The sequence below is a fragment of the Tardiphaga sp. 862_B3_N4_1 genome (genome assembly GCF_051811085.1).
Lineage (GTDB): Bacteria > Pseudomonadota > Alphaproteobacteria > Rhizobiales > Xanthobacteraceae > Tardiphaga > Tardiphaga robiniae.
Window position 1 is genome coordinate 2,615,847 of the sequence record NZ_JBPWQB010000002.1, and the last position, 21,906, is coordinate 2,637,752.

The 21,906-nt window shown below is 62.0% G+C and carries 20 protein-coding genes; 14 read left to right on the top strand and 6 right to left on the bottom strand.

What is annotated here, in order from left to right; all coding sequences use genetic code 11:
• Positions 1–918 (bottom strand): LysR family transcriptional regulator, encoded by a 918-nt coding sequence (locus AB8B02_RS29640; RefSeq protein WP_120288425.1) that lies wholly within the window; start codon positions 916–918, stop codon positions 1–3.
• A gap of 119 nt (positions 919–1,037) precedes the next feature.
• On the opposite strand from AB8B02_RS29640, the gene AB8B02_RS29645 reads away from it, so the two are divergent.
• The 8 genes from AB8B02_RS29645 to AB8B02_RS29680 all read left to right on the top strand — a co-directional run bounded on the left by AB8B02_RS29645 (position 1,038) and on the right by AB8B02_RS29680 (position 7,195).
• Entirely contained in the window at positions 1,038–1,856 is an 819-nt protein-coding gene (locus tag AB8B02_RS29645; protein ID WP_120288426.1) for a putative hydro-lyase, read from the top strand.
• 81 nt (positions 1,857–1,937) lie between these two features.
• Positions 1,938–3,188, top strand: a complete 1,251-nt coding sequence (locus AB8B02_RS29650) for an ABC transporter substrate-binding protein (RefSeq protein WP_120288427.1) — start codon at positions 1,938–1,940, stop codon at positions 3,186–3,188.
• A gap of 267 nt (positions 3,189–3,455) precedes the next feature.
• Positions 3,456–4,289 carry a branched-chain amino acid ABC transporter permease gene (locus AB8B02_RS29655; protein WP_210269314.1) on the top strand — a complete coding sequence of 278 codons (834 nt, stop codon included), beginning with the start codon at positions 3,456–3,458 and terminating at the stop codon, positions 4,287–4,289.
• Positions 4,289–5,272, top strand: a complete 984-nt coding sequence (locus AB8B02_RS29660) for a branched-chain amino acid ABC transporter permease (RefSeq protein ID WP_170849756.1) — start codon at positions 4,289–4,291, stop codon at positions 5,270–5,272. The genes AB8B02_RS29655 and AB8B02_RS29660 overlap by 1 nt, the downstream gene beginning before the upstream one ends.
• Positions 5,269–6,003 carry an ABC transporter ATP-binding protein gene (locus AB8B02_RS29665; protein WP_068733262.1) on the top strand — a complete coding sequence of 245 codons (735 nt, stop codon included), beginning with the start codon at positions 5,269–5,271 and terminating at the stop codon, positions 6,001–6,003. Before AB8B02_RS29660 ends, AB8B02_RS29665 begins: the two co-directional genes overlap by 4 nt.
• Positions 5,987–6,691 carry an ABC transporter ATP-binding protein gene (locus AB8B02_RS29670; RefSeq protein WP_068733264.1) on the top strand — a complete coding sequence of 235 codons (705 nt, stop codon included), beginning with the start codon at positions 5,987–5,989 and terminating at the stop codon, positions 6,689–6,691. The genes AB8B02_RS29665 and AB8B02_RS29670 overlap by 17 nt, the downstream gene beginning before the upstream one ends.
• A gap of 52 nt (positions 6,692–6,743) precedes the next feature.
• Positions 6,744–6,944 carry a hypothetical protein gene (locus AB8B02_RS29675; protein WP_120288428.1) on the top strand — a complete coding sequence of 67 codons (201 nt, stop codon included), beginning with the start codon at positions 6,744–6,746 and terminating at the stop codon, positions 6,942–6,944.
• On the top strand, positions 6,941–7,195 hold the full coding sequence (locus tag AB8B02_RS29680) for a ParE family toxin-like protein (protein WP_120288429.1): 255 nt from the start codon (positions 6,941–6,943) through the stop codon (positions 7,193–7,195). Before AB8B02_RS29675 ends, AB8B02_RS29680 begins: the two co-directional genes overlap by 4 nt.
• Positions 7,196–7,205: 10 nt before the next feature.
• Here AB8B02_RS29680 and otnC read toward each other — a convergent pair whose 3' ends face one another.
• Positions 7,206–7,874 (bottom strand): 3-oxo-tetronate 4-phosphate decarboxylase, encoded by a 669-nt coding sequence (otnC, locus tag AB8B02_RS29685; protein ID WP_439065875.1) that lies wholly within the window; start codon positions 7,872–7,874, stop codon positions 7,206–7,208.
• A gap of 133 nt (positions 7,875–8,007) precedes the next feature.
• Between otnC and ltnD the strand changes: the two genes are divergently transcribed.
• The 5 genes from ltnD (at position 8,008) to AB8B02_RS29710 (ending at position 15,853) form a co-directional block, all read left to right on the top strand.
• Entirely contained in the window at positions 8,008–8,940 is a 933-nt protein-coding gene (gene ltnD / locus AB8B02_RS29690) for an L-threonate dehydrogenase (protein WP_120288431.1), read from the top strand.
• A gap of 17 nt (positions 8,941–8,957) precedes the next feature.
• Positions 8,958–9,740, top strand: a complete 783-nt coding sequence (gene otnI / locus AB8B02_RS29695; RefSeq protein ID WP_120288432.1) for a 2-oxo-tetronate isomerase — start codon at positions 8,958–8,960, stop codon at positions 9,738–9,740.
• The gene (gene otnK / locus AB8B02_RS29700) at positions 9,737–11,014 is read left to right on the top strand and encodes a 3-oxo-tetronate kinase (protein WP_120288433.1); all 1,278 of its coding nucleotides are present in this window, start codon (positions 9,737–9,739) and stop codon (positions 11,012–11,014) included. The genes otnI and otnK overlap by 4 nt, the downstream gene beginning before the upstream one ends.
• A gap of 458 nt (positions 11,015–11,472) precedes the next feature.
• Positions 11,473–14,658 carry an efflux RND transporter permease subunit gene (locus AB8B02_RS29705; RefSeq protein ID WP_120288434.1) on the top strand — a complete coding sequence of 1,062 codons (3,186 nt, stop codon included), beginning with the start codon at positions 11,473–11,475 and terminating at the stop codon, positions 14,656–14,658.
• Positions 14,648–15,853: an efflux RND transporter periplasmic adaptor subunit gene (locus AB8B02_RS29710; protein WP_092139487.1), complete on the top strand. Its 1,206-nt coding sequence runs from the start codon at positions 14,648–14,650 to the stop codon at positions 15,851–15,853. Before AB8B02_RS29705 ends, AB8B02_RS29710 begins: the two co-directional genes overlap by 11 nt.
• A gap of 65 nt (positions 15,854–15,918) precedes the next feature.
• On the opposite strand, the gene AB8B02_RS29715 is transcribed toward AB8B02_RS29710, so the two are convergent.
• Genes AB8B02_RS29715 through AB8B02_RS29725 form a run of 3 tightly spaced genes read right to left on the bottom strand, consistent with a single transcriptional unit; the run spans position 15,919 to position 19,049 of the window.
• A complete protein-coding gene (locus AB8B02_RS29715; protein WP_120288435.1) occupies positions 15,919–16,374 on the bottom strand; it encodes a PaaI family thioesterase in 456 nt (151 codons plus the stop codon).
• Between the two features lie 6 nt (positions 16,375–16,380).
• Entirely contained in the window at positions 16,381–17,898 is a 1,518-nt protein-coding gene (locus AB8B02_RS29720; protein ID WP_120288436.1) for an acetyl-CoA acetyltransferase, read from the bottom strand.
• A 17-nt stretch (positions 17,899–17,915) separates the two neighbouring features.
• Positions 17,916–19,049: a nitronate monooxygenase gene (locus AB8B02_RS29725; RefSeq protein WP_120288437.1), complete on the bottom strand. Its 1,134-nt coding sequence runs from the start codon at positions 19,047–19,049 to the stop codon at positions 17,916–17,918.
• Positions 19,050–19,260: 211 nt separating this feature from the next.
• Here AB8B02_RS29725 and AB8B02_RS29730 point away from each other — a divergent pair, with 211 nt between their 5' ends.
• Positions 19,261–20,922: a flavin-containing monooxygenase gene (locus AB8B02_RS29730; protein WP_120288438.1), complete on the top strand. Its 1,662-nt coding sequence runs from the start codon at positions 19,261–19,263 to the stop codon at positions 20,920–20,922.
• Between the two features lie 153 nt (positions 20,923–21,075).
• Here AB8B02_RS29730 and AB8B02_RS29735 read toward each other — a convergent pair whose 3' ends face one another.
• The gene (locus AB8B02_RS29735) at positions 21,076–21,867 is read right to left on the bottom strand and encodes an SDR family oxidoreductase (protein WP_120288439.1); all 792 of its coding nucleotides are present in this window, start codon (positions 21,865–21,867) and stop codon (positions 21,076–21,078) included.
• Between the last annotated feature and the right edge of the window lie 39 nt (positions 21,868–21,906).

A 21,906-nucleotide genomic window follows, 5' to 3' on the forward strand; every position in this document is an offset into this window, starting at 1 on the left:
TCAATGACCCGACGCTGCCGGCTCGTCAACCAATGGGCTGTTCTGCGCCAGTTGCGCAGCAATGCCTGCGACGAGTTCGATCGCGGCCGTGTCGGGTGACGCGAGCCAGCTTGCCGAAAATGTCAGCGGCTGGAGCTGCAGGTTGGTATTGAGCAATTGTAGGCGTCCGTCCGCGAGTTCGTTCTCGATGATGGCTGTCGGGATCAGTGCTATGCCTAAGCCCTCAATCGCCATGTGCATTACGGTAGACAGCGACGCGCTGGCGTGCAGCCGGATCGGTGGCAGGTCGGGCCGGTTGAACAGCGAGCGCGCGATCTCGTAGGGCCGGGTCTTGCGCGAGAAGGTGATGATGGGAAATTTCGCGAGGTCATGGATCGAGAGCAGATCATTGCCGAGCCCGAGCGAAGGGCTGGCGAGAAAGCCGACGGGGTAGTCGCACAGCACACGGTTGCGAATGTTGGATGTCGAAAGCGGCCCGAGCACGAAAGCGAGATCGATCTCCTGTGCCTGCAGCCGCGCATTCAGGTTCGGCGTGATATCAACCTCGATTTCGAGGGACAGGTTCGGATACGAGATGTTGACGTGCTTGATCAGCCGCGTCAGCAAAGTGTGGACGATGGTCTCGGCGACGCCGAGCCGCAGCACGCCGCGCATTGCCGAGCGATCGCCAACCGCCGCCATCATCTCTGAGCGCAGGCCGATCAGCTTTTCGGCATAGACCAGCATCTGCCGTCCGGCCGTCGTCGGCGAGGCCATACGGCGGTCACGCTGCAGAAGCCGCACGCCCATCTCTTGTTCCAGTTGCGCGATACGCTGGGAGATTGCCGGCTGGGTCGTGTTGAGCTTCTGGGCCGCGCCGCGGAAGCTGCCGAGATTGACCACCCAGAGAAAAGTCTCCAGCGCCTTGAAGTCCGCCATGGATGCGATCCGGCTATCGATAAGTAGGATTTATGGATGTCGATTAAAAACAACGATTAGACATTATACTAGCCCTGAGTTTCAGTGCGTGTCGAGGCAGAATTAGGCAGGACACTAAGATGGCTATTTCTTCGGCAGCGCAGCAAAGCGACGATCGATCCTCGGATTTGCCCAGCGCGGTTGCTCGCCGCGAATATCGCGCGGGCAAATATGGCAGCACCGCCGGAGTAGCCCCGGGTTATGTCCAGGGCAATCTCGTGATTTTGCCGGAAGCCCAGGCCGCAGCCTTTCATCGCTTCTGCCAGCTCAATCCGAAGCCGTGCCCGATCATCGGCATGTCGGATGTCGGCAATCCAAGCATTCCCGCGCTCGGTCTTGATCTCGATATCCGGACTGACATTCCGCAATATGTCGTCTGGAAGGATGGCGAGGCGATTGATCGCCCTTACGAGGTGACGAAGTACTGGCGCGACGATCTCGTGTCTTTCGTCATCGGATGTTCGTATTCGTTCGAGGAAGCCATGATGGCCGACGATCTGCCGATCCGTCATATCGAGCAGGATGTGCTGGTGCCGATGTATCGCACCAACATCGCCTGCAAATCCGCAGGCCCGTTCGCCGGGCCGATGGTGGTGTCGATGCGACCGCTGAAGCCGGCTGATGCGATCCGCGCCGTCCAGATCACCTCGCGTTTTCCCGCAGTGCATGGTGCGCCGGTACATCTGGGTCTGCCGCAGTCGATCGGCATCAAGGATATCAACAAGCCTGATTACGGCGATGCGGTGCGCATCAATGATGACGAGATCCCGGTGTTCTGGGCCTGTGGCGTGACGCCGCAAGCCGTCATTGCTGCAGCGCGCGTACCGTTTGCGATTACGCATGCGCCGGGTGTCATGCTCGTCACGGACCTGAAGAATAAGCATTTGGCTGTTTTATAAGAAGCAGCTTGCCGATCTTTCGGGCTTTACCGTAACCTTGATTAGTTTCATCGATAGCCGCCGGTCACAAAGGACAAAGACATGACGATTTCTCGCCGAAACGTATTGCTTGGAGGCGCCGCTTCCGCCGCGCTGCTGCCTCTCGCCAAGCCTGCGCGCGCCCAGGTCAAGGAAGTCGTGATCGGCGTGATTTATCCGCTGTCTGGCGCCAGCGCGCAGATCGGCGTCGACGCGCAGAAGGCTTTCGAAACGGCTGCCGATATCATCAACAAGGATTACGATTTCGCGTTGCCGATGGCGAAGGGTGAAGGCTTCACCGGTCTCGGCGGCGCCAAGGTGCGTCTCGTATTTGCCGATCACCAGGCCGATCCGCAGAAGGGCCGCGCTGAAGCCGAACGCCTCATCACCCAGGAAAAGGTCTCGGCCATCGTCGGCACCTACCAGAGCGCCGTAGCCGTCACCGTCAGCCAGATCTGCGAGCGCTACCAGATCCCGTTCCTGTCGGCCGACAACTCGTCGCCAAGCTTGCATCGCCGCGGTTTGAAATATTACTTCCGCGCCGCTCCGCATGACGAAATGTTCTCGACGGCGATGTTCGATTTCTTCGATGCGCTGAAGAAAAGGGGGCAGAAGATCGAGACGCTGGCGCTGTTCCATGAAGACACGATTTTCGGTACGGACTCGGCGAATGCGCAGCTCAAGCTCGCTGCCGACCGCGGTTACAAGATCGTCGCGGACATCAAGTATCGCGCCAATTCGCCGTCGCTCACTGCCGAAGTGCAGCAGCTCAAAGCTGCCAATGCCGACGTGCTGATGCCGTCGAGCTACACCACCGATGGCATCCTGCTCATCAAGACCATGGGCGAACTCGGCTACAAGGCCAAGAACATCGTCGCACAGGACGCCGGCTTCTCCGAGAAGGCGCTGTATGACGCGGTCGGTGACAAGATTCCGGGCGTGATCTCGCGCGGTTCTTTCTCGCTCGATCTCGCCGCCAAGCGTCCGATGGTCGGCAAGATCAACGACATGTTCAAGGAGAAGTCCGGCAAGGACTTCAACGACTACTCCTCGCGCCAGTTCATGGGCCTGATCGTGATGGCCGACGCCATCAATCGTGCCAAGTCCACCGATGGTGAGAAAATCCGCGAAGCGCTGGTCGCCACCGACATGCCGGGCGAAAGCACGATCATGCCGTGGGCCAAGGTCAAGTTCGACGAGTTGGGCCAGAACAACAACGCCGATCCGGTACTGCTGCAGTATAATGGTGGCAAGTTCGTTACCATCTTCCCGCCGCAGGCCGCCGTGGCGGATGCGATCTGGCCGATGCCGTAAGGCGCGTTCTCTAAACGCATGTGGCGTCGTCGTCGGACTCGACGACGTCACCACACACTCCGGTGTCATCCCCGCCTAGCACGCCGAAGGCGTGCGGGGGGCGGGGATCCATATCCTCCGAAGGATTGGTTTGCACCTGGTCTGACCGGCATCGCCCAGTTGTGATGTCGGTGGTTATGGGTCCCCGCTTTCGCGGGGACGACAGACAGAGAGGATTACTTCGTGACCGCCGCGACCATCATCCAGAGCCTTGCCAGCGGATTGCTGATGGGGCTGCTCTACGGCCTGCTCGCGGTCGGCCTCGCGCTGATCTTCGGGTTGATGGACGTCACCAACTTCGCCCATGGCGAATTCCTGATGTTGGCGATGTACCTCACCTTCTTCCTGTTCATGTTCTGGGCGGTCGACCCACTGCTGTCGATCCCGCTGGTGGCGGCCGGCATGTTCGTGTTCGGCGCGGTGATCTATCTCGTGATCATACGCTTCGCGATGCGGGCCAAGGCCAATATCGGCATGGTGCAGATCTTCGCAACCTTCGGCCTCGCCATTCTGATGCGCGGCCTCGCGCAGTTCTTCTTCACCCCGGATTATCGCAGCATCCCGGCCTCGATGCTCGGCGGCAAGACCATCTCGATCTTCGGCGTATTTCTGCCGGTGCCACAGCTGGTCGGCGCGCTGATTTCCATTGCCGCCTTCGGCGCGCTCTACTTCTTCATGAAGAAGACCGACTTCGGTCGCGCGCTCGAAGCGACCCGTGAGGATGCCGGTGCCGTGGCGCTGGTCGGCATCGACAAGAACAAGGTGTTCGCCCTCGGCTGGGGCCTCGGCTCGGCGCTAATCGGTTTGGCCGGCGGCGTGATGGCGATCTTCTTCTACATCTATCCCGACGTGGGCGCGTCCTTTGCGCTGATCGCTTATGTCACCGTGGCGCTCGGCGGCTTCGGTAGCGTGTTCGGCGCGTTCGCGGGCGGCATCATCGTCGGTCTGGTCGAGGCGACCACGGCGATGATCCTGCCGCCGTCGCTCAAATCGGTCGGCATCTATGCCGTCTATCTTCTCGTCGTCTTTGTCCGGCCGCGCGGCCTGTTCGGATCGATCTGATGGACAGCTTCACCCAACGTCGCCGCCGCGACCTCATCCTCGCCGCCGCGCTTGCGGCCATCGCCGCCTGCGTGCCGTTCTTCGTCAAGGACGTCTATGTCCAGAACATCATGGTGCTGACTCTGATGTATGCGGCGCTGTCGCAGGCCTGGAATATCCTCGGCGGCTATTGCGGCCAGATTTCGCTCGGGCATGCGCTCTATTTCGGCCTCGGCGCCTATACGACGGCGCTGCTGTTCACCAAATTCGGCGTGCTGCCGTGGTTCGGCATGCTCGGCGGTGGTATCATCTCCGCGCTGATCGCGCTCGCCTTGGGCTATCCGACCTTCCGCCTGCGCGGCCATTACTTCGTCATCGCCACCATCGTCATCGCCGAAATTGGCTTCCTGCTGTTCCACAACTGGGACTATGCCGGTGCGGCGCTCGGCATCGACATCCCGGTCCGCGGCGATAGCTGGGCCAAGTTCCAGTTCACGCGTAGCAAGCTGCCCTTCTACTACTTCGCCCTCGTGTTCTGCTGCGTCGCCTGGTTCATCACCTGGTGGCTGGAAGACTCCAAATGGGGCTTCTGGTGGCGCGCGGTGAAGGATAATCCCGATGCGGCCGAAAGCCTCGGCGTCGTGGTGTTCAATTCCAAGATGGGCGCGGCCGCCGTCTCGGCCTTCCTCACCGCGATCGGCGGTGCGTTCTACGCCCAGTTCGTTTCCTATATCGACCCCGAAAGCGTCATGACCTTCCAGTTCTCGCTGCTGATGGCACTGCCGGCGGTGCTGGGCGGTATCGGCACGCTGTGGGGCCCGGTGCTCGGCGCGGTCATCCTGATCCCGATGACCGAACTGACGCGCTCCTTCATCGGCGGCTCCGGCCGCGGCGTCGATCTCATCCTCTATGGCGCAGTGATCGTCGTGATCTCGCTGGCGCGGCCCGATGGTTTGATCGGCCTGTTCTCGCGACGTCCGGCTTCGAAAGGAGTGCCGCAATGACGACACCTCTTCTCGAAACCCGTGGCGTCTGGCAGCGCTTCGGCGGCCTGATCGCCAATAGCGACGTCTCGATCTCCGTCGGCGCTGGCGAAATCGTCGGCCTGATCGGGCCGAACGGCGCCGGCAAGTCGACACTGTTCAACCTGATCGCCGGCGTGCTGCCGCCGACGCAGGGCACGATCTGGTTCAACGGCGAGAACGTCACGCAGATGCCGGCGGCGGAACGCTGCCAGCGCGGTATCGCGCGCACCTTCCAGGTGGTGAAGAGCTTCGAGACCATGACCGTGATCGACAACGTCATCGTCGGCGCGCTGATCCGCAACGAAAAGATGCGCGATGCGCGGCGCAAGGCACATGAGGTGCTTGAGTTCTGCGGTCTTGCCCCGCGCGCCGACAAGCTTGCTAGGGATCTCATTCCGTCGGAGAAGCGCCGCCTCGAAGTGGCGCGTGCGCTGGCCACCGAACCGAAGCTCCTGATGCTCGACGAATGTCTCACCGGCCTGACGCCGCTCGAGGCGCAGTCGGGTGTGGCCCTGGTCCGCAAGGTCCGCGAGACCGGCGTCACCGTGCTGATGGTTGAACACGTCATGGAAATCGTCATGCCGCTGGTCGACCGCGCCATCGTGCTCAATCTCGGCAAGAAGCTTGTCGAGGGCAAACCCGCGGATGTCGTGCGGCATCCTGAAGTCATCAGTGCATATCTCGGGGATCGCCATGCTGTCGGTGCGTGAGGCCACCACCGCCTATCAGGGGCTGGTCGCCATTTCGGACGTCACCATCGACGTCGCCAAGGGCGAGATCGTCGCCGTCTGCGGCTCCAACGGCGCCGGCAAGTCGACGCTGATCAAGACCATTGCCGGCGCCGAGCGCCCGCGTTCGGGCACCGTCACCTTCGATGGCGAGCAGATCAACGGCGTGCCGCAGCATCTCATCACCGCGCGCGGCATCGCCTATGTGCCGGAAAACCGCCGGCTGTTTCCGCGGTTGTCGGTGGAAGACAACCTCCGCCTCGGCAGCTACATGTATCGCGGCAAGCCCGATCGCGACGAGCCGTTGAAGCTGGTGTTCGACCTGTTCCCGCGCCTTTCCGAACGTCTCGAGCAACGCGCCGAAACCCTGTCCGGCGGCGAGCAGCAGATGCTGGCCATCAGCCGCGCACTGATGACCCGACCGCGCCTGTTGATGCTCGACGAGCCGTCGCAGGGCATCATGCCGAAGCTGGTGGACGAGATCTTTCAGGCGGTCATCAAGATCCGCGACGCGGGCATGACTGTGCTGATCGTCGAGCAGCGGATGGCCGAAGTGCTGGAGATCGCCGACCGCGCCTACATCCTGCAGACCGGCCGCGTCCAGATGCAGGGCAAGGCCTCGGAGATCGCGACCAATCCGGATGTGCGCAAGGCGTATCTGGGGCTGTAAGTCCCGGAATTGTCCCGTTTAAAGCCGCTGACGAACGTGTTATCGTTCTTGGATGAGCAACGTCGAAGACATCGAGAAGGCGATCGAGAATCTGCCACCGGCGGAGCTAGCGCAATTCCGTGCCTGGTTCGAGGCTTTTGACGCCGAAGTGTTCGATCAAAAGATTGCTGCTGATGCATCGTCAGGGAAGCTGGACCGCTTGGCCGAGCAAGCTCTGAACGGCTCCAGCCAAGGCCGCGCGCGCGACCTGTGAAACACCTCGCCAGTCCGGAATTCTGGGCGGCCTATCAGCGATTACCCGTTCACGTTCGTTCATTGGCAGACAAGAATTTCGCACTGCTGAAAAGTAACCCCAGTCACCCTTCGCTGCACTTGAAGAAGATCGGCCGCTACGTTTCGGCGCGCGTTGGCCTGCGTTATCGGGCTTTGGCCGTTGAGGTTGATGATGGTTTGCTATGGTTCTGGATTGGATCGCACGCCGACTACGATCAACTCCTTAAATGAGCCGCCTGGCTCAATCGTGCCCATGCGCGTCATGATCGGGCAGAACCAGCCCGAACGTCGCCACCAGGTCCTTCACTTGTGCCGGCGTCAGGTGTCGCGGGTTGAGCCCGCGCAGCAGCAGATAGAGTTTCGCGGTTTCCTCGAGTTCCTCGATGGCATAGACCGCTGCTTCCAGCGTGTCGCCGGACACCACCGGGCCGTGATTGGCCAACAGCACGGATGAATATTTGCCGGCGAGGCCCTTTATGGCGTCGGCGACCGCCGGATCGCCCGGCCGATAATACGGCACCAGGGCCGTCGCGCCGCATTTCATCAGGTAATAGGGCGTCATCGGTGGCAGCGCGGCGCGCGGATCGATTTCCGGCAGCATCGAGACGGCGACCGAATGGGTCGAATGCAGATGCACCACGGCGCGGGCGGCGCTGCGTGTCTCATACAGTGCCGTATGCAGCGGAACCTCTTTGGTTGGCGCGTCGCCAGATATGAGGCGGCCGTTGCTGTCGAGGCGCGACAGCCGGGCCGGATCGAGTGAGCCCAGTGACGCATTGGTCGGGCTCACGAGCCAGCCGCCATCATCGCAGCGCACACTGATATTGCCTGATGAGCCCGGCGTCAGCCCACGGTCGAACAGCGAGCGGCCGAGCCGGCAGATCTCTTCACGGAGCTTTGTGTCAGTCACCGGATGTCCTCGGTCTTTTCTAGGCATTTCCTCGTGATGCTTTTTCCCACGCTTTGGCATGATGGCCAAGCCGTGTTACCGAGAGGCAAGGCCGCCTCAAGCTGGCTATCGAGGACCCCTAGGGAATTGCCGCATGTCACCTGCATCTGAAAAACCAAGTTCTGAGAGACCAAGCGTCGCCGTTATTGGTCTGGGATCGATGGGCTATGGCATGGCCTTGTCGCTCAAGAAGGCCGGCTTCATGGTGACCGGCTGTGACGTCTCGGCGGATGCGGTGAAGCGCTTCGTGGCCGACGGAGGGCAGGGCGCGGATACCCCGGCCGGCGCTGCGCAGGGTGCGGATATCGTCATCAGCGTCGTCGTCAATGCCGCGCAGACGGAGACCATCCTGTTCGGGACGGATGGCGTTGCCGAAACGCTGCCGAAAGGTGCGGTATTCGTATCGTCCGCGACGATGGATCCCGATGTCGCCCGCCGCCTTGCCGGGGATCTCGAAGCCACCGGCCGACATTACCTCGATGCCCCGATCTCCGGCGGTGCACAGCGCGCGGCGCAGGGCGAACTCACCATTCTTGCATCCGGCAGCGAGGCTGCCTTTGCCAAGGCGCGGCCGGCGCTCGATGCGATGGCCGCCAAGCTCTACGAACTCGGCGATGCCGCCGGGCAGGGCGCCGCTTTCAAGATGATCAACCAGCTCCTCGCAGGCGTACATATCGCCGCCGCCTCGGAAGCCATCGCGTTTGCCGCCAAGCAGGGTCTCGATATCCGCAAGGTCTACGAGGTGATCACCGCCTCCGCCGGCAACTCCTGGATGTTCGAGAACCGCATGCCGCATGTGCTCGATGGCGATTACACGCCGCGCAGCGCGGTCGATATCTTCGTCAAGGATCTTGGCATCATCCAGGACATGGCGCGTACAGCGAAATTCCCCGTGCCGGTCTCCGCTGCGGCACTGCAGATGTTTCTGATGACCTCGGCCTCCGGCATGGGCCGCGATGACGATGCGTCGGTGGCGCGGATGTATGCCAAGGTCACCGGCACCAAGCTGCCGGGCGAGCCGAATTAAGAACACGAGGACGATCGATGCCCCGCTTCGCCGCCAATCTCAGCATGATGTTCAACGAACACGCATTCCTCGATCGCTTCGATGCCGCGGCCAAGGCAGGCTTTACTGCGGTGGAGTTCCTGTTCCCCTACGAGCATCCGCCGGAAGCGATCGCCGAACGACTGGAACGCAACGGGCTCAAGCAGGTGCTGTTCAATCTGCCACCGGGCGATTGGAATGCCGGCGAAAAGGGTTTTGCCGCACGTCCCGACAAGTTCGATGAGCTCCGGCAGAGCATTCACACGGCACTGCCTTATGCCCTGGCCACCAATGTCCGCCGCCTGCACATGATGGCGGGTCTCGCCGATCGCAAGGATCGGAAGGCCGTCGCGGCCTTCCGCAAATCCGTTGAATGGGCCGCGAATTTTCTCGGCGAACATGGCGTCGACGTGGTGATTGAGCCGATCAACCCGCGCGACGTGCCCGGCTATTTTCTCAACGACTTCATGTTCGCGCGCGACATCATCGCTGACATGAAGATTCCCAATCTCGGGCTGCAGTTCGATATCTATCACTGCCAGATCATGCACGGTGACGTGACGATGCGGCTGCGCGAGATGCTGCCGTGGATCGGGCATATCCAGATCGCCAGCGTGCCGTCGCGCAACGAACCGTCCGGTGAGGAACTGAACTATCCGTTCCTGTTCGATGAACTCGACCGGCTCGGCTACGACAATTATGTCGGCTGCGAATATCGCCCGGCCGGCGACACGGTCGCAGGACTTGGCTGGTTCAAGCCCTATGCCGGAGTGAAAGCATGACGCTGGCGCTGGGCTGCATCGCTGACGACTACACGGGTGCGTCCGACCTGGCCAACACGCTGACCCGCTGCGGTCTGCGCACGGTGCAGACCATCGGCATTCCTGCTGATGATCTGCAGCTGCCGGACGTCGATGCCGTTGTAGTATCGCTGAAGAGTCGCTCGATCGCGGCCAGCAAGGCGGTCGAGAAATCGCGCGCCGCCGAAAAATGGATACGCAGCCGCGGCGCGGATCATGTGCTGTTCAAGATCTGTTCGACATTCGATTCCACCGATGCCGGCAATATCGGCCCGGTGATGGACGCGTTGCGGCTCGATTCCGGTGACAATATCGTGCTGGTGACGCCGGCATTCCCCGAGACCGGCCGCACGGTCTATCAGGGCAATCTGTTCGTTGGCTCCGTGCCGCTGAACGAGAGTCCGCTGAAGGATCACCCGCTCAATCCGATGCACGACTCCAATCTCGTCCGTGTGCTGGCGCGGCAGAGCGCGACAAATATCGGGTTGGTCGATCTCGGCGTTGTCGCCTGCGGCGCCGACGTGGTGCGGACGCATCTCGATGGACTGTCGGAGAATGGCTTTGGCGCGGCGATCATCGACGCGGTGTTTGCCAGCGATCTGGAAACCATCGGTGCGGTCGCCCTGAGTCATCGCGTCTCGGTCGGTGCGTCCGGCATGGGGCTTGGTCTCGCGCGCGCACTGGTCGCGTCGGGGCGCGTCAAGGCGAATGCGGCGACATCGATCAAGGATACGCCTGTGGGCGGCGCTGCAGCCTGTCTGGCTGGGAGTTGTTCGCAGGCGACGCTGCAGCAGATCGCGCGCGCCGAACTGGTGATGCCGGTGTTGCATCTCGATCCCGAACAGGTGATTGCCGGTGGCGCGGAAGTTCAGCGCGCGCTCGGCTGGGCGAAAGAGCGGCTCGGCAAAGGCCCGGTCCTGATCGCCAGCAGTTCGACGCCGGATCAGGTGACAGCCCTGCAAAAGCGCCATGGCCGCGATGCGGCGGGGCACGCCATCGAGCAGGCGATGGCCGATCTCGCTGAAGGTCTCGTCCGCGCCGGCGTACAACGGCTCGTCGTGGCTGGCGGCGAGACTTCCGGCGCTGTCGTGGATCGTTTGGGCATTCCGGGTTTTCTGGTCGGTGCGGAAATCGCCGCCGGTGTGCCGGTGTTGCGCGCAGTCGGCGCGGCAGAGCGCCAGATGCTGCTGGCGCTGAAGTCCGGCAATTTCGGTGGACCGGCTTTTTTTGAAGATGCGCTTGGCCTGATGACCTGATGAGTGTCGCCCAATCCCGGGGCGACAGGCTGCCCGAATAGGCAGGGCGCTGCTTGCGCCGCGCGCATTACAGATAGTTCATCTTGACCGGCCCATGACACCTTGGGTGTCGCGAGCCGCAGCCGCGTCTATTTAAGCCTAAAACTGTTGTGCGGACGCCACGGCGGCCCGGAAACAATTAACAATACCGCTGAAGTGAATTGCCGTGAGGCTTCGCGCGTTAGCTATTTTGTCGCAGGTCGGGTAAATCTGCTGGCGTGGACAGGCCGGGAAACCGCTCGTTCGCAGCCCTTCATGCAAAGAGGATTGCCCGTTCATTCATGAACCGAGCCGATAGGCTTATGCCGGCCCGGCTCACTAATCGGATGCGGATGATCTCTCTAAACAGGTGAATTCGATCGTGGGCAGGCGGGTTCCCGCAGTGCCCCTCTCGTCAATATATCGAGGACTGCCCGTTCATGATCTCGTTGGTGCGCATCGCCCTGACCCGGCCTTACACCTTTGTGGTGCTGGCCCTGCTGCTGCTGATTGTCGGGCCGCTGGCCGCACTTCGCACGCCAACCGATATTTTCCCGGATATTCGCATCCCCGTCATCGGCGTGGTCTGGCAGTATACCGGCCTGCCGCCGGACCAGATGTCCGGCCGTATCACCACGCCGTTCCAGCGCGCACTGACCACCACGGTCAATGATATCGAGCATATCACTGCCAATTCCTATGCCGGCTTCGGCATCATCAAGATCTTCTTCCAGCCCAATGTCGACATCCGCACCGCCAACGCGCAGGTCACCGCGATCTCACAGACGCTGATCAAGCAGTTGCCGCCCGGCGCCACGCCCCCGCTGATTCTGAACTACTCGGCCTCGACGGTTCCGATCATCAACGTTGCATTGTCGGGTGACGGTCTTACCGAACAGAACCTCGCCGATATCGGCATCAACCAGCTCCGTACGCCGTTGGTCACCGTGCCAGGTGCCGCGATCCCATATCCGTTTGGCGGCAAACAGCGTCAGATTCAGATCGATCTCAATCCGGGCGCGCTACAGGCGCGTGGTCTCTCGGGTCAGGACGTCGCCAATGCATTGGCGGCGCAGAACCTGATCACGCCGGTCGGCACGCAGAAGATCGGCGAGTTCGAATACACGATCAACCTCAACAACTCGCCGCTGAAGATCGAAGAACTCGGCCGGCTGCCAATCAAGAGCGTCAACGGCGCCATGGTCTATGTGGATGACGTCGCCACCGTGCGCGACGGCAATCCGCCGCAGACCAATATCGTGCATGTGGATGGCAATCGCTCGGTGCTGATGCAGGTGCTGAAGGCCGGTTCGGTTTCGACGCTCGATATCATATCCGGCATCAAGCAGAAGGTGATCGATTATCGCGCCGCGTTGCCGGACGCATTGAAGATCAGCTATATCGGCGACCAATCCGGCTTCGTGCGCGGCGCCATCGAGGGCGTGGCCGTGGAAGGCGTCATCGCGGCCTTGCTGACGTCGGTGATGATCCTGCTGTTCCTTGGCAGCTGGCGTTCCACCGTTATCATCGCGGTGTCGATCCCGCTGGCGGTGCTCGGTGCCATCATCATGCTGTCGATGATCGGCGAAACGCTGAACATCATGACGCTGGGCGGTCTGGCGCTCGCAGTCGGCATTCTCGTCGACGATGCCACGGTGACCATCGAGAACATCAATTACCATCTAGAGCAGGGCAAGGACGTCGAGACCTCGATCATGGATGGTGCGGCGCAGATCGTGACGCCGGCTTTCGTGTCACTGCTGTGTATCTGTATCGTCTTCGTGCCGATGTTCTTCCTCAACGGCATTGCGCGCTTCCTGTTCGTACCGATGGCCGAAGCGGTGATGTTCGCGATGGTCTGGTCGTTCCTGCTGTCGCGCACGCTGGTGCCGACCATGGCCAAGTATCTGCTGCAGCCGCATGTCCATCATGACGGCGAGAAACCGCCGACCCGCAATCCGCTGGTGCGTTTCCAGCGTGGCTTCGAGGCCGGCTTCGAGCGTATCCGTGGCGGCTATCACGGCCTGCTGGATATGGCGCTGGCGCGGCGCCCCGTTTTTGTGATTGGCTTCCTCGGCGTCGTCGGCGTGTCGTTTCTGCTGGTGCCGTTCCTTGGCCGTAACTTCTTCCCGTCGGTCGACGGCGGCGCCATCCTGATGCATGTTCGCGCGCAGGTCGGCACCCGCATCGAGGAAACCGCGAACCAGTTCGCTGATATCACCAAGGCGGTGCGCAAGATCATCCCGCCGGATCAGATCGAGACCATGACCGACAATATCGGCATGCCCGTCTCCGGCATCAATCTCACCTATAACAACACCGGCGTGATCGGCCCCCAGGATGGTGACTTCCAGATCAAGCTGAAGGAAGGCCACAGGCCGACCGAGGAATATGTGCGACAATTGCGCGAGCAACTGCCGCGGCAGTTCCCGGGCGTCAGCTTTGCCTTCCTGCCTGCCGACATCGTCAGCCAGATCCTGAACTTCGGCGCTCCGGCCCCGATCGACCTGCAGATCCGCGGTGCGAATCTCGCGGCGAACTTCGAATATGCCAACAAGCTGCTCGGCAAGATCCGTCGCATTCCCGGCATTGCCGATGCACGGCTCCAGCAGTCGCCGAACAATCCCGGCTTCAACATCGATGTCGACCGCACCCGTGCGCAGTATGTCGGCCTGACCGAGCGCGATGTCACCAACAGCCTCGTGGTCAACCTCGCAGGTTCGTCGCAAGTCGCGCCGACCTATTATCTCAGTCCTGATAACGGCGTGTCCTATTCCATCGTGATGCAGACGCCGCAATACAAACTGGATTCGCTGGGGGCGCTGGAGACGCTGCCGATCACCGCCGTGAATGCCAGCAACAACTCCCCGATGCTCGGCGGCATTGCCAGCATCAATCGCTCGACCTCGAATGCCGTGGTGTCGCAATATGACATCCAGTCGATGGTGCAGATCTATGCCACCACGCAGGGCCGCGATCTCGGCTCCGTGTCCAACGATATCTACAAGGTGCTCGAAGAAACCAAGGCGGATGTGCCGAAGGGCAGCAATGTGGCGCTGCTCGGTCAGGTGCAGACCATGAACAGCGCCTTCGCCGGCCTTTTGTTCGGCCTGCTCGGCGCGATCGTGCTGATCTATCTCTTGATCGTCGTGAACTTCCAGTCCTGGTCCGATCCGTTCGTGATCATCACCGCGCTGCCGGCGGCATTGGCCGGTATCGTCTGGATGCTGTTCACGACGCAGACCACGCTGTCGGTTCCGGCATTGACCGGTGCCATCATGTGTATGGGTGTCGCGACGGCCAATTCGGTGCTGGTGATTTCCTTTGCCCGCGAGCGCTACGCGATCCTCGGCGACCCCATCAAGGCCGCCTCGGAAGCCGGTTTCGTCCGCTTCCGGCCTGTGCTCATGACCGCTTTGGCCATGATCATCGGCATGGCGCCGATGGCGCTCGGGCTGGGCGAAGGCGGCGAGCAGAATGCGCCACTTGGCCGCGCTGTCATCGGCGGCCTGATTTTTGCTACCATCGCCACGTTGATGTTCGTGCCGGTGGTGTTCAGCATGGTTCACAAGAAACAGCAGCCTGCGCCGGACGCGGCCACCTCGGAGACTTTGCATGCCCACTGAGCAGACCCCCCCGGTATCGCGCCGCAAGCTCGGCCTGGTCGGAGTGATTGGCCTGTGCGCCGCAGGCGCCATCGTCGTCACCGGCATCATGGCCCGCGCCAAGACCGAGAGCGATTTAAAGGCCTGGACCGACGATCAGGCGATCCCAACGGTGGCTGTGGCTCCGCCGGATGCCCGCGTTCTCAACGCGTCGCTCGATCTGCCCGGCCGGCTCGAAGCCTATTACCGCGCGCCGATTTTTGCCCGCGTCTCGGGCTATCTGAAGAGCTGGAGCGCCGATATCGGTGCACAGGTCAAATCCGGCCAGGTGATCGCCGAGATCGAAGCCCCGGACCTCGATCAGCAGTTGCTGCAGGCCCGTGCTGACCTTGTCAGCCAGCAGTCCAGCGCCAAACTGTCGGAAGCGACGCTGAACCGCCGCAAGACGCTGGTGGCGTCGAATTTCGTCTCGGCGCAGGAAATCGACGAACGCACCGCCGACCTCAATAACAAGCGCGCCGCCGTGAATTCCGGCCAGGCCAATGTCGAACGGCTGGAAGCACTCGCCGGTTACAAGAAGATCACCGCGCCGTTCGATGGTGTTGTGACCCAGCGCAATACCGACGTCGGCGCGCTGATCTCGGGCGGCACCGGCACCGGCGCCGCGATGTTCGTGGTATCTGATATCAAGAAGTTGCGCGTTTATGTCGACGTGCCGCAGAGCTATGTGCCGGCGATCAGGTTAGGCGCCAAGGCGATCATCAGCGTGCCCGATCATCCGAACAAGACGTTCCCGGCCACGGTGGAGGCCTCGTCGCAATCGGTCGATGTGGCGTCGGGCACCACGCGCATGCAGCTCGTGCTCGACAACCCCAATGGCGAATTGCTGCCGGGTGGCTATGCCAATGTGAAGATGAGCCTCGCGCGCGATTCCGCGCCGCTGCATGTGCCGGCTTCGGCGCTGATCTTCAACAAGAGCGGTCTACGCGTCGCGACCGTTGGCCCGGACGACAAGATCCTGTTCAAGACCGTGACCATTGCCCGCGATCTCGGCCGCGACATCGAGCTCGCGTCCGGCATCACCGCCGATGACCGTATCGTCATTGCCCCGCCGGACGGCCTCAACGACGGCGACAAGGTCCGCATTACCGGCGGCAGCGCGCCGAAGAGCGGTAAGCCGACGGCAGAGACGGACAAGAAGGAAGTGAAGGGGTAGGGCGTTGACGCCGCGCTATGCCGGGCTCGTATGCCCGGCATAACGACCCCTGCGTTTACGATTATCTAGTGCGTGATGCCTTCGCGATCGAACAGCGCCATCAGGGTGCAGCTCATTGTTGCGATCAGTTTCTCCTCGCCTCGCTCCACCGCAAAGGCCTGGCCCTCACAAACCGTTATGGTTCGGCCGGGCTTGAGCACGCGGGCCCGAAACAGGAACTGCTCGCCGCGGGCCGGGGCCAGAAAATTGGTCTTGAATTCGACGGTCAGAACCGCGGCATCGTCGGGCATCAGCGAGAAGGCGGCATACCCGCAGGCTGTATCCAGCGCTGTCGTGATGATGCCGGCATGAATGAACCCGTGCTGCTGCGTAAAGGCGGTGTTGTACGGCATTTTGAGCTCGACTTCGCCGGCTGCCTGACGCGCAACTTCGATACCCAGTGTCGCCATCGCCGTTTGGCGGGCGAAGCTCGCCTGCACGCGGGCCTCGAAGTTTGCGTCCTTTGGAATGAATTTGGTCATTTCGCTTTATCGCGCCTTTCGCCACTCCAGCACGCCGTCACCTGCCGTGCTGATCGGCCCTGACGCTCCCACCGGCGTCTTGTCCTGATCCATCAGAAACGCCAGCGTCGCCTGGTCCTGCACCGGCACACGCGCCAGCGCGCGTTCATTGGCAGCAGTGCGCAGGATCACCACGCCGTGCTCGATCTCGCCGCTGCGGCCGTAGATCACCGTGAAGCTTTCGACAGTGCCGTTGCCCGAGGCCTCGGTGACATATGTCGGAACGGGCTTGCGGTTGCGATCAGCGTCTGCCTGCACGTTTGTATCCTGTGCGATCGGTGCCTTGGGTATCGCCTTCGACACCACCAGCGCGTGGTGCTTGGTGACGAAGCCGCCTTGCGCGTAGAGCAATCCAGTCTTGGTCCCCGCGCGGATTTTGCGGACCATCGCGCAGGCGGCATGCGCCATGTAGTCGTTCAGCGGCGCGCCAAAGAAGGTGAGACCGCCGGTCACGGTTGGTTGTACATCGCTGCCAAGGCCGAGGGTGCGGCGGGCCATCTTCGGCACGCAGGGGAAGCAGCTATAGAGCTCGATGGCGCCGAAATTCTTGCCGGAGCCGCCGACCAGATCCATCGCGACTTTCAGCACCGCATTCTGCGCGTGGCTTTCCACATACTGGTCGCGGTCGAGATAGTCGCGCGGCTCCTCGGCCGAAGCGCCGCCCCAGATATGCACGATGCGATCCTCGGGCACGCCGGCAGCGCGCGCCTTGGCAAGGCTGGTGACGAGGATGGCGGCCGACTGGTTCACCATCGGATTGGCGACCATCAGCTTGGTATAGGGCCAGGCGATCAGCCGGTTGTCAGGCGTCGGCGTTGTGATCTCGTCGGGCGTGAAGGCCTTCTTGTTCCACGCTTCCGGATTGGTCGCCGCGACGCCTGCATAGCGCGACCACAGCTCGCCGGATTCGCGATGGGCCTCGCGCGGCGTCTGGCCCCAATGCGCGGCGGAGGCGGCTTCATAGAACGGGTAGACCGTGACCGGTTTGGCCACGCCGAGCTTGGTCGCCATCGGCTTCTGGTAGTTGGCACCGCGCAGCGGCTCCGGCGCATCCTTGGCGAATGGCGTCCAGGGCAGATCCACCTTGGCGCGTTCGGCCTTGGTGGCCGTGCCCTGCGATTCCGCGCCGGTGATCGCTGCGACCTGAGATTCGCCGCGCGCGATACGCTTGGCTGCTTCATGAATGTAACGGATCGGGCTCTCGCCGCCGACCGGGCCGTAATAGGCGTGCTTCGGCGCGATGCCGAGCTTCTCGCTGAGCTGCTTCTCCGGTGCGGTGTAGCGCCAGCTCAGGAAGTTCACGATGTCGAGCGAGTCGATATCCCCAAGCAGCTTCCCGCCAGAGTCCTGCTCCGCGCGCTTCAGCGCCTCGATCATCAGCGCGAGCGGCTCGAGACCCTCCGTGAGCTCCTTCGGATGATCCGAGAATTCGCCGACGCCGACGATGACGGGGATGCGGTCTTCAGCTTGGTTCGACGCTGCCATTGTTCTTGCTCTTGCCTTTATTCGGAAACCAGCATGGTGAGGTGCTCTGCCGCTTCGGCAAAGTCCTCCTTGAATTCCTGCACAACTGCGCCTGCCGACTTGACGCTGTCAATCAGGCCGACGCCTTGCCCGACGAAATAGCTGACCAGATCCCGTGCCTGCGCATTGCCCGCGGCTGCGGAACGATCAATCGAGGCGAAAGCATCGCGGCTGATCAGGCTCTGCAGCGGCATCGGCAGCGCGCCGGGACTGTCCTCGCCGCGATCCCAGGCATCGGTCCAGACCGAGCGCAATTGCCGTGCGGGCTTGCCTGTGCGTCCCTTGGAGCGGATCGCGTCACGCGACGAGGCGGCAATCATCTTCTCGCGAAAAATTTCGGAGGTTTCGGATTCTGTCGTGGCCAACCACACCGAACCGGTCCAGACGCCTGCCGCGCCCATCGCCATACAGCCGGCCATCTGCCGCCCGGTCATGATGCCGCCAGCGGCGAGCACCGGGACCTCGCGCATCGGCTTGATGGCCTTGATCACCTCCGGTACCAGCACCATGGTCGAGACCTCGCCGCAATGGCCGCCGGCCTCGGTGCCCTGCGCCACGAGAATATCGACGCCGGCCGCAACCTGCCGGATCGCATGTTCCTTGGCACCGACGAGCGCTGCCACGGGGACGCCATGGGCTTTGCCCATCTCGATCATCGCCTTCGGCGGCACGCCGAGTGCATTGGCGATCAGCCGGATCGGATGATTGAAGGAGACGTCGAGCAGCCGCAGTGCAGTCTCGCCATCGAATGGCTGCGGCTGATCGGAGGAGACTTCGGTGATCTTGAGATCGACGCCGTATTTCTTCAGCAGGTTCTTGGTAAAAGCGCGATGTTCCGGCGTGATGCGGCGCTCCAGCGACTTCCAGGTGACATCCTTCTCGCCTGCGGTAGAGATGTTCTCCGGGATCAGCACGTCGATGCCGTAGGGCTTGCCGTCGACGTGATCGTCGATCCACCTCAGTTCCTGCTCCAGCGTTTCCGGCGAATGCGCGGTGGCGCCGAGCACACCGAAGCCGCCGGCGCGGCTGACGGCGGCAACCACGTCGCGGCAATGGCTGAAAGCGAGTAGCGGAAACGCGATGCCCAGCATCTCGCAGATCGGCGACTTCATCGGCGTGTCTCCCTGAATCTCTTGTGACCCGCTTCATGTGGCGAGTTCGTGATGAACGCTAGCGTATGGGGAAGGGCGATGCCAAGCGGACGAGGGGCATTCCGCCTGGCAAAATACCGGGGCAACGACGCCCGATTTCCTGCTTGCGCTTTCGCGTTATGCGGGAAATGCTACCTGTAACAAGCAAAGCAAAAAATACGGGAGTGAACGCATGGCCGCTGCTCAGCCGCAACCTGTCTCGCATCAGAACGCGCGTATCGATGTCGTGGTCGTCGGCGCCGGGTTCGCAGGGCTTTATTTGTTGTACAAATTGCGTGGCCTCGGTCTTGCCGTGAAGGTGTTCGAACAGGGCGGCGATGTCGGCGGCACATGGTACTGGAACCGCTATCCCGGCGCTCGCTGCGACGTCGAGAGCATGCAGTATTCGTTCTCGTTCGATGACAAATTGCAGCAGGAATGGAACTGGAGTGAGCGCTACGCGCCGCAACCGGAAATCCTGCGCTATGCCGGCCATGTCGCCGATCGCTACGATCTGCGCAGGGATATCCAGTTCAACACGACGGTCAAAGCTGCTGTCTTCGACGAACGCGCCAATCGATGGACGGTGACGACTTCCGATGGTCAGACCACCACCGCGCAGCATGTCGTGCTCGCGACGGGTTGCCTGTCGAACGCCCGTACGCCCGAATTCAGGGGCATGAAGGACTTCAAGGGCAAGGTCTATCACACCGGCAACTGGCCGCATGAGACAGTCGATTTCACCGGCCTGCGCGTCGGCGTCATCGGCACCGGCTCGTCGGCGATCCAGTCGATCCCGCTGATCGCCGAACAGGCGAGCCAGCTCACCGTGTTCCAGCGCACCGCGAATTTCAGCGTGCCGGCGCGCAATGCGCCGCTCACCGATGATGAGCGTAAATCGTTTCGCGACAATTATCCGGAGATTCGCCGGCAGGCGCGTGAGGATTTCAAGAACGGCATCGTGCAGCCGATTCCGGATCGCGGCGCGCTCGACGATCCGGAAAATGAAAGGCGTGAGAAGTATCATGCGCGATGGACATCGGGCGGGCTTACCTTCATGGGCGTCTACAATAACCTGGTTCTGGATCAGCGCGCCAACGATACCGCCGCCGATTTTATCCGCGAGAGAATTTCGGAGATCGTCAGCGATCCCGAAACGGCAAGGCTGCTGCAGCCGAAGGATCATCCGGTTGGTTCAAAGCGTATCTGCGTCGACACAGATTACTATGCGACCTTCAATCGCCCGCATGTGACGCTGGTCGATATCAAGGCCCATCCGATCGAGCAGATTCTGCCGCATGCCGTGCGCACCGGCGGCAAGGATTACGAGGTCGACGCGTTGGTGCTCGCCACCGGCTTCGATGCGATGACCGGCTCGGTCGCCAAGATCGACATTCGCGGCCGCAGCGGCCAGACGCTGAATGACAAATGGGCGGAAGGCCCGCGAACCTATCTCGGCTTGATGAGTGCCGGCTTCCCGAACCTCTTTATCGTCACCGGCCCCGGCTCGCCGTCTGTGCTGTCGAACATGATCGTGTCCATTGAGCAGCATGTCGACTGGATCACCGACTGCCTTAGCTACATGCGTAACCGTGGCGCAGAGGTGATCGAGGCGACGCATCCCGCGGAGGACAAGTGGGTCGCGCATGTCAATGAGGTGGCGGCCGGCACGCTCTATTCGCAGGCCAATTCCTGGTACATGGGCGCGAATATTCCCGGCAAGCCGCAGATTTTCATGCCCTATATCGGCGGCGTCGGTGTCTACCGGCAGATCTGCAATGATGTCGCAACAAAGGACTATGAGGGATTCGCGATGACGGTGGGCGCGCGGCCAAAGGAGGCGGTGGCATCGTAGAGGTGGGCCGAGAAACTAGGTCCCCCCGGTCGTCATGGCCGGGCTTGTCCCGGCCATCCACGTCTTACTTCGCGCTGAGGCCAAGACGTGAATCCCCGGGACATCTAGCGAAGCTCGCTTCGCGCCGCCCGGGGATGACGTCTGTGTTTTTGGCTAAAAAGCCGTATACCCGCCATCGATCACGAACGTATCCGCCGTGTGATACGACGATGCCTTGCTCATCAGATAAACCGCGATGCCGCCGAAATCCGAGGGCTCGCCGAAACGGCGCACCGGAATGCGCGGCATCACATTGGCGACGAATTTCTCGTTGCCCATGATCCCGGCGGTCATGTCGCTCTTGATCCAGCCGGGCAGGATCGCATTGGCTGTCACGCCCTGACGGGCCAATTCGACGGCCAGCGCGCGCACCAGCGCATTGATCGCGGCCTTGGTCGCCGCATAGTGCTCGTTGCGCGCGGTGCCGAAGATCGAGGCGAGGCTCGATGTTGCGACCAGCCGGCCGAACTTGTCACCGCCTTCGGCCCGTTCGGTCATATGCCGTGCGGCCACCTGGAAGGCATGGAAGACACCGTCCAGATTGGTGGCGAACATGGTACGCCACTGCTCTTCGGTGCGGTCAATGAAATTGTGCCGGCCGCCGCCGCCGATGCCGGCATTGGCGAAGCAGCCATCGACACGGCCGAATGTCTTGAGCGTGGCATCCATCGCCGCCTTCACCGAGGCGGTGTCGGTCACGTCGCAGACCAGCGTGTCGACCTTGCCGGTGCAATCCGCCATGGTGGCAGCCGCGGCTTTGTTCTTCTCGGCGTTGCGGCCCCAGATCGAGACGTTGCAACCGGCGGTGGCCAGCGCCTGCGCGATGCCGAGGCCAATACCGCCATTGCCGCCGGTGATGATGGCCACGCGGCCGCTCAGGTCGAAAATGTGTGTTGGCGTTGCCATGTCAGCGTTTCCATGTTTGGCGCGCGTTATGCCGTGCGT

Bases quoted from the DNA above. Each gene is read 5' to 3' on its own strand.
- AB8B02_RS29665 (WP_068733262.1), top strand. From the start codon at position 5,269: ATGACGACACCTCTTCTCGAAACCCGTGGCGTCTGGCAGCGCTTCGGC.
- ltnD (WP_120288431.1), top strand. From the start codon at position 8,008: ATGTCACCTGCATCTGAAAAACCAAGTTCTGAGAGACCAAGCGTCGCC.
- AB8B02_RS29655 (WP_210269314.1), top strand. From the start codon at position 3,456: ATGGGGCTGCTCTACGGCCTGCTCGCGGTCGGCCTCGCGCTGATCTTC.
- AB8B02_RS29640 (WP_120288425.1), bottom strand. From the start codon at position 918: ATGGCGGACTTCAAGGCGCTGGAGACTTTTCTCTGGGTGGTCAATCTC.
- AB8B02_RS29660 (WP_170849756.1), top strand. From the start codon at position 4,289: ATGGACAGCTTCACCCAACGTCGCCGCCGCGACCTCATCCTCGCCGCC.
- AB8B02_RS29675 (WP_120288428.1), top strand. From the start codon at position 6,744: ATGAGCAACGTCGAAGACATCGAGAAGGCGATCGAGAATCTGCCACCG.
- AB8B02_RS29710 (WP_092139487.1), top strand. From the start codon at position 14,648: ATGCCCACTGAGCAGACCCCCCCGGTATCGCGCCGCAAGCTCGGCCTG.
- AB8B02_RS29715 (WP_120288435.1), bottom strand. From the start codon at position 16,374: ATGACCAAATTCATTCCAAAGGACGCAAACTTCGAGGCCCGCGTGCAG.
- AB8B02_RS29650 (WP_120288427.1), top strand. From the start codon at position 1,938: ATGACGATTTCTCGCCGAAACGTATTGCTTGGAGGCGCCGCTTCCGCC.
- AB8B02_RS29730 (WP_120288438.1), top strand. From the start codon at position 19,261: ATGGCCGCTGCTCAGCCGCAACCTGTCTCGCATCAGAACGCGCGTATC.
- AB8B02_RS29645 (WP_120288426.1), top strand. From the start codon at position 1,038: ATGGCTATTTCTTCGGCAGCGCAGCAAAGCGACGATCGATCCTCGGAT.
- otnK (WP_120288433.1), top strand. From the start codon at position 9,737: ATGACGCTGGCGCTGGGCTGCATCGCTGACGACTACACGGGTGCGTCC.
- AB8B02_RS29670 (WP_068733264.1), top strand. From the start codon at position 5,987: ATGCTGTCGGTGCGTGAGGCCACCACCGCCTATCAGGGGCTGGTCGCC.
- AB8B02_RS29735 (WP_120288439.1), bottom strand. From the start codon at position 21,867: ATGGCAACGCCAACACACATTTTCGACCTGAGCGGCCGCGTGGCCATC.
- AB8B02_RS29705 (WP_120288434.1), top strand. From the start codon at position 11,473: ATGATCTCGTTGGTGCGCATCGCCCTGACCCGGCCTTACACCTTTGTG.
- AB8B02_RS29720 (WP_120288436.1), bottom strand. From the start codon at position 17,898: ATGGCAGCGTCGAACCAAGCTGAAGACCGCATCCCCGTCATCGTCGGC.
- otnI (WP_120288432.1), top strand. From the start codon at position 8,958: ATGCCCCGCTTCGCCGCCAATCTCAGCATGATGTTCAACGAACACGCA.
- AB8B02_RS29725 (WP_120288437.1), bottom strand. From the start codon at position 19,049: ATGAAGTCGCCGATCTGCGAGATGCTGGGCATCGCGTTTCCGCTACTC.